The organism is Anaerostipes faecis (genome assembly GCF_910574135.1).
GTDB lineage: Bacteria > Bacillota > Clostridia > Lachnospirales > Lachnospiraceae > Anaerostipes > Anaerostipes hominis.
The window spans coordinates 24,900-31,000 of sequence record NZ_CAJSYK010000030.1 but is presented as its reverse complement, the minus strand read 5'-3'; the positions used below and the strand labels follow the sequence as shown (position 1 = coordinate 31,000).

Below are 6,101 nucleotides of genomic sequence, written 5' to 3'. Positions count from 1 at the left end.
CCATAGAGTAATCTAGTAAGACCCCTTGAAGACGACGAGGTAGATAGGGCAGAGGTGGAAGTACGGCAACGTATGGAGCTGACTGTTACTAATCGGTCGAGGCTTTAACCAAGAGAAGGTAAGGAAGATGTTTGATGAAAGGTTCTGTATGTAGTTTTGAAGGTACATAAAATGAAAAAGAGGGATAAAAAATAAAAGTATTTTTTATCTTTTTGCTGTATAGGGGCATAGTTCAGTTGGTAGAATAACGGTCTCCAAAACCGCAGGTCGAGGGTTCAAGTCCTTCTGCCCCTGTTAAAAAGTCTAGGAAAAATTAATTTCCTAGACTTTTTCTTTTACTTATTATCACAGGCAGTTTTTTTATCTGTAGGATATCCATTTCCCTGTGCATCTGTTCCGGGATCACCTGATGCAGTATCGTTGCTTTTTTTAAGTGCATGATTGGTGATCCCAGCCTCATAGGACCCTTTTGGAATTGTATTGATTTCTTCGTCGCCTCTTGCTTTTTTCATGTCGTCCTCCTTTTTCTGCATTTATATTATCCCCAAAATAGAATAAAAGATTAAAGATTTTTAAATTAACAGCAAGCCTCCAAAGAGGTAAAAAATTCGTGCTATTGACAAAAGGACAAAAAAGGCTGAATATAAGATTTAAAGATGAAAGATTTTGGATTAGATATACAAGGAGATCAAGTTTTCCTGTATTTTCATGCTGCTATGAAAGGAAAAAAATTAGATTTAATAGCAAAAGATAATCGTGCAGCTTTTGAAATGGACTGTGACCACAATTTTATTCTTTATGAAGAGAGAATGAGCTGCACCATGGGGTATGCAAGTGTTACTGGACATGGGAATATAGAATTTGTACCGGATGAAAATAAATATGAGGCACTGAAAATCTTGATGAGACATTATCATGCGGAAGATTTTAAATTTAATATGGATATGATGAAAGTGACAACTGTTTTAAAAATGACAGTTACAGATATGATAGGGAAGCGAAGGAATAATATACATTAAATATTTTGTATATGATTTTCGTTGCAGAGCCGGGGATTAGCCCTCGGACTCTGCAACGATTTCCTCCAGAACACGGATGAGGTCGTGGATCGTATTTAACTCCACGTTGCGTTCCAGGATCATATCCTTTAATTCGATACTGAGCGTTTCAAATTTTGGACGAAGCTCAGGAGAAACATAAGACATCTTTATCACCTCATAGAATAGTATGGGCAAACTTCTGGATTCTCATTAAATAAATAACTCATAAATACCTAAAATTAAGATTAAAAGTCCGGAAATTAATACCGCATAGTTTCCGAAGATATCAGACAGAAATTTTTTTCCTGCAGCCATGCCTGTTGTGAGAAAGAATAAACTAAAGAAAAACGTAAAAGCAGAGGTAAGATATGGATTTAATCCGGTGATTCCTGCACCAAAACCGAGCCCCAGATTATTTAAAGTCAGCGCCAGGGAAAGAGCAACCAAAGATGCTATGGGCATAGAATGCCGTTTGGTACTGGTACAAGACAATGTTTTTTCTTCTTTCTGTGTCAGTTCGTCCGGTACATTTTTCTTAAAAAAGTAATCCATCATCATCCAGATGCCAAGAAAGATGATGATAAGGCATCCGAAGGTATTTGCTGTGGAGATCGGAAGAATACTCACAAGCCATTCACCGAGAAACATGGATAAGTAGGTGCCTATGGAAGTAAGAAAAGAAATTGTAATATTATCTACAATATGATATCGGTATCCTTTGGTGCCGTAAGCAGCGCCAAGAAAAAAAGCATCGATATTCGCTGAGATCGAAAATAAAATGACAGATATTAGATGCATATGAAATCCTTTTATTTTGTTGTTTTATATATACTATGGCAAAAGCAAAAATCAGTTCTAAATAAAAATATTATTACAACTGGTAATATATTAATATTACCAGTTGTAATATACAAAGGAGTATAGTATAATAGTAGTATCAAAAAAGTAAAATCAAGGAGGATAAAAATGGTCGGTATTTTAATTGCTACTCATGGAGGTTTTGCTGAGGGTCTGTTAAGCGCAGTTGAGCTGATTGCCGGAAAGCAGGAAAAAGTTGAGACTGTCGGCTTGTATCACGGAGACGGAGTCGATGAATTTGAAGGTAAGATCACAGCTGCAATGGACAAGCTGGATGACGGAGACGGTGTGCTGGTGTTCGTAGACATTCTGGGGGGAACACCTTCAAACACCGTTATGCGCTGCTTTTCAAAAAAAGACCATATCAAAGCGATTGCAGGAATGAATATGGCAATGGTTGTGCAGGCAGTCATGATGAGAGACGGAACAGATTTGGATTCACTATGTGCAGAATGTGTTGAAGTTGGAAACCAGCCGCCGATTCTACTGCATGACATGTATGCAGATATGGTAAAACAGCAGAGTGAAGATACAGAAGAAGACGAAATTTAAAAATATGTTTGAGGATGCAGCCGGGTTTCCCGGCTGTTTTTTATTTCATAGGAAAGTTCTACGACCTTCCCTATGAAATAAAAACGCTCCGCGGGTTGTGCACAGATGCGTAAGGAAATTATTTGCCTGCAGCAAATTGCATCTGGCACGCAAAGTTGTCAAGCCCCTCAGAGTGAGGGGTTGGGGCGTTGAAGTGGGCTTGCCCACTTTGTTCCCAAATTTTGATTATATAAAAAGGACACCCGCTAAAAAGCGGATGCCCAACCAACAAAAATGAGTTAGAGTTACCAAATTTAATCTAAGATACTGCTTGCAAAAACTTTCATAGCAGCTTTTACGTTTTCTTTCATGGCAGCTTTGCCGGCAGCAATGATATCATGGAAAAATACTTTTTCACCTCCGGCATCATTAATGAATTCACGGACTTTGTTTCCTCCGGCCATAGCACTGTATGTATAGTAGTTGATCTTAGTGATTCCATTTTGAATTGATGTCTTGAAGTCTTCATCAGAAACACCGGAACCGCCGTGCATTACAAATGGAATATCAATCTTATTTTTAATTTCTGTGATACGGTTCAAGTCAAGCTTTGGTTCGGTTAAGTAAACACCGTGAGTGGTACCGAAAGAAATAGCAAGTGCGTCAACACCGGTTCCTTCTACGAATGCTTTAGCTGTATCCGGATCTGTATAGCAGTCTTCCAAAGATTCAAAGTCTTCGGCTCCTACAGCTCCGCGTCCTTCTCCGCCGCCTACAGCAGAAGTGAAGATGTGGCCTAATTCAGCCTCGACAGAAACACCTGCAGCATGTGCGATTTTTACCATTTCTTTTGTTTCTTCAAAGTTTTCTTCATAACTTTTGGCAGAAGCATCATACATGACAGAAGTGAATCCTAAACGGATCGCCTGTACACATAAGTCAAAAGATGCGCCGTGGTCTAAGTGAACACAAACAGGAACAGAAGCACGTTTTGCGTAGTCCAGCATGATCGGCCCGATCTCCTGCATAGTGATTAAGTTCTCATGTACCTCTGCATGCTGGATGATGACAGGAACATTGAGTTCTTCAGCGGCAGAGATCACTGCCTGTATAGATTCCAGGTTAGGAACATTGAATGCGCCGACAGCATACTTTTTCTCTTTTGCATCTTCTAAAATTTTTTTCATTGTTACTAGCATATCTTATACCTCCGTGAATCATTAATTACTTGGCTATAAAAAAATTATAACCGATGGTAATAATAAAGTCAAATATAAAATTACCAATGGTAATACTCGTTGGTTTGAGAATGAAGACCGGACAGCAGGATCTCTTTATTTTCTTTGATTGTATGTCCGGGTTTAAACAGACCGGAAGTACCACCGGTAAATATGTCTGCCCCGGACTGGTAAAGGGTGTTTACCGTCGAGGGATTAACATTTCCGTCGGCCTGGATAGAGACAGACATCCCGGCTTCTGACAGTCTGTGTCTCATCTCTTTAATATGTTCGAGACTGTTTTGTTGCATGGTTTGACCGGAGAAGCCCGGATTGACAGTAAGCTTTAAGAGCCAGGGAACCTCTTTTGCCAAAGCGAGGAAATCGTCCGGAGGAGCAGTGTCACATTTAAAGGCTAATACAGGCTGGGCACCAAATTTCCTTATCAGATCGAAGGTTTTCAGCGGATGCTTCATAGCCTCGTAGTGCACGGCAATATAATCTGCGCCCAGTTTTGCAAAACGCTCAATATAAGCGTCGGGATCGTATGCGGCCAGATGTGCCTCGATGGGTAAGGTTACTTCAGAACGCATCATTTCTAATAATGTATCCCCCAAAATAAAGCATTTGTTAAACTTTCCGTCTACCATATCATAGTGGAAAAATGATATGCCAGACTGTTCGGTTTCCACAATCTGTTCCTTTAAATGAAGTAAATCCATACAGGATACAGAGGCAGAAACACAGGGTGGGTTTAATATAAGCTGTCTCATGGATGAAACCTTCCTTTCTTCTATATGAAATATGAAATGAAAATAAGTTGTTTCTTACTGTTTAGTATAAGAAAGAAAATATAGGAATGCAATGAATATAACCGATGGTCATAAAATTTGTATAATGTTTATATATTTTTTATAATTTTAAGTCACTTTTCACAAAAAGAGCGAAATATCATAAAAAAAGTTGACATTTTAGTGAGTAGTGGTAATATAGAATATAACCAGTGGTTGTATTTAAGGGCAGCAAAAAAATGAGTAAGAGTTCATATTTTTCTAACGAAGGGAGCAGGTATTATGAAGATCGATGGTATTGTGTTAGTGAGGATTGATGACAGACTGATTCATGGTCAGGTTATGACTTCCTGGCTGAATTACACCAGCGCAAACAAAATCATGATCATTGATGATGAAGTTGCAAAAGACCCATTTATGAAGAGCGTGCTGAAAACATGCGTACCGGCAAATGTGAAGCTGGCAACATTTACAGTGGAAAAGGCGGCAGCAAGATTGAAAAAAGGTTTTGCAGGAGACAAATGTATTATCCTTGTGAAATATCCAAAAACCTTATACCGCTTAAAAGAAGAAGGGGTAATCTTTGATCACATCAACATCGGAGGCATGGGAGTCAGCGGTGACCGTACAAAGTTCTTCCGCAACATTTCCGCTTCTGAAAAAGAAAAGAGAATGCTGAAAGAATTAGCGGAGGCAGGATCTAAAATAGGTGTCAGGATCATTGCCGAAGACAGCGAAACTGACATTTCAAAGATGCTTTAGAGGGACAGACTGCATAACCAACATGAGAAACAGAACCATATGAGAAACTATCAATGAAAGCGACGAATAAAGGAGGTTAAGTATGAAAATTACATTAATTCAAGCGCTTTTGATTGGTATCGTTTATTACCTGGGTAATATCGGTACACCATGGCTATCACTGCTGGGAAGTATCTCAGTTGTATACAAACCGCTGGTAGCCGGAACTTTAGTAGGTTTTATCTTAGGAGACCCTGTACAGGGATGTATCATCGGTGCAGCAATCAACCTGCCGTACGTAGCATTTATCTCCGCAGGAGGAACCGCTCCTCAGGATCCGGGCCTTGCAGGTACAGTTGGAACCGCATGGGCAATGGCAGCAGGAGTAAACCCGGCAGCAGCAGTAACAATTGCTCTTCCGCTTGGACTGCTCGGAACTATGGTCTGGGTAGCACATATGACCTTGGACGTAACCTTTGTACATATGGCTGACAAAGCAGCAGAAGAAGGAAATCTTGAAAAGATTTGTTTCTGGCACGTAGTACCGCCGCAAATCCTGATGTTCCTGCTCTGTGTTGTACCGGCAACCGCAGCAACTTATTTTGGATCAACGGCTGTAAAAGGAATCATTGATTCATTGACAGGACGCCCGCTGACTGTATTAACCGTAATCGGAGGATTGCTTCCGGCTCTTGGTATTGCAATGAACCTTCGTGCAATCGGAAGACCTGGTACACTCCTGTTCTTCCTTGTAGGATTTATTCTGGTAGTATATCTGAAACTGCCGGTAATCGCTGTGGCAGTATTAGCCGGAGTTATCGGATATTTCTACACAATGTTAAGTAACCAGACACCACAGGCTGCAGCCGCCGGGGATTCCGGAGGAGCAGCACCTATAGAAGATGATGAGGAGGATTTTTAAT

At 40.2% G+C, this 6,101-nt stretch carries 9 protein-coding genes, 1 tRNA gene and 1 rRNA gene; 6 read left to right on the top strand and 5 right to left on the bottom strand.

Features of this window, described 5'->3' with window-relative positions:
* Window positions 1-112: ribosomal RNA gene (locus QGT46_RS15025) — 23S ribosomal RNA — on the top strand; the annotation flags it as partial.
* Window positions 113-221: 109 nt separating this feature from the next.
* Window positions 222-294: transfer RNA gene (locus QGT46_RS15020), tRNA-Trp, on the top strand.
* Between the two features lie 41 nt (window positions 295-335).
* Here the strand turns inward: QGT46_RS15020 and QGT46_RS15015 are convergent.
* Window positions 336-512, bottom strand: coding sequence for a hypothetical protein (locus tag QGT46_RS15015; RefSeq protein ID WP_270433552.1), 177 nt, complete (start codon window positions 510-512; stop codon window positions 336-338).
* 144 nt (window positions 513-656) lie between these two features.
* Between QGT46_RS15015 and QGT46_RS15010 the strand changes: the two genes are divergently transcribed.
* The gene (locus QGT46_RS15010; protein WP_148460099.1) at window positions 657-1,019 is read left to right on the top strand and encodes a pyridoxamine 5'-phosphate oxidase family protein; all 363 of its coding nucleotides are present in this window, start codon (window positions 657-659) and stop codon (window positions 1,017-1,019) included.
* 36 nt (window positions 1,020-1,055) lie between these two features.
* On the opposite strand, the gene QGT46_RS15005 is transcribed toward QGT46_RS15010, so the two are convergent.
* Together QGT46_RS15005 and QGT46_RS15000 are read right to left on the bottom strand one after the other, a co-directional pair.
* Window positions 1,056-1,205, bottom strand: a complete 150-nt coding sequence (locus QGT46_RS15005; RefSeq protein WP_006565462.1) for a hypothetical protein — start codon at window positions 1,203-1,205, stop codon at window positions 1,056-1,058.
* Window positions 1,206-1,250: 45 nt separating this feature from the next.
* Window positions 1,251-1,838, bottom strand: a complete 588-nt coding sequence (locus tag QGT46_RS15000) for a manganese efflux pump (protein ID WP_024727950.1) — start codon at window positions 1,836-1,838, stop codon at window positions 1,251-1,253.
* Between the two features lie 168 nt (window positions 1,839-2,006).
* On the opposite strand from QGT46_RS15000, the gene QGT46_RS14995 reads away from it, so the two are divergent.
* A complete protein-coding gene (locus tag QGT46_RS14995; protein ID WP_148460100.1) occupies window positions 2,007-2,450 on the top strand; it encodes a PTS sugar transporter subunit IIA in 444 nt (147 codons plus the stop codon).
* Window positions 2,451-2,743: 293 nt separating this feature from the next.
* Here the strand turns inward: QGT46_RS14995 and QGT46_RS14990 are convergent, their stop codons facing one another.
* Together QGT46_RS14990 and QGT46_RS14985 are read right to left on the bottom strand one after the other, a co-directional pair.
* Window positions 2,744-3,628 carry a class II fructose-bisphosphate aldolase gene (locus QGT46_RS14990; RefSeq protein ID WP_024727948.1) on the bottom strand — a complete coding sequence of 295 codons (885 nt, stop codon included), beginning with the start codon at window positions 3,626-3,628 and terminating at the stop codon, window positions 2,744-2,746.
* 80 nt (window positions 3,629-3,708) lie between these two features.
* Complete coding sequence (locus QGT46_RS14985) at window positions 3,709-4,419, bottom strand: ribulose-phosphate 3-epimerase (protein ID WP_148460101.1); 711 nt, start codon at window positions 4,417-4,419, stop codon at window positions 3,709-3,711.
* A 300-nt stretch (window positions 4,420-4,719) separates the two neighbouring features.
* Here QGT46_RS14985 and QGT46_RS14980 point away from each other — a divergent pair, with 300 nt between their 5' ends.
* Both QGT46_RS14980 and QGT46_RS14975 read left to right on the top strand, forming a co-directional pair.
* Window positions 4,720-5,199: a PTS sugar transporter subunit IIB gene (locus tag QGT46_RS14980; RefSeq protein WP_148460102.1), complete on the top strand. Its 480-nt coding sequence runs from the start codon at window positions 4,720-4,722 to the stop codon at window positions 5,197-5,199.
* Window positions 5,200-5,281: 82 nt separating this feature from the next.
* Window positions 5,282-6,100: a PTS mannose/fructose/sorbose/N-acetylgalactosamine transporter subunit IIC gene (locus QGT46_RS14975; protein ID WP_009291142.1), complete on the top strand. Its 819-nt coding sequence runs from the start codon at window positions 5,282-5,284 to the stop codon at window positions 6,098-6,100.
* Window position 6,101 lies beyond the last annotated feature (1 nt).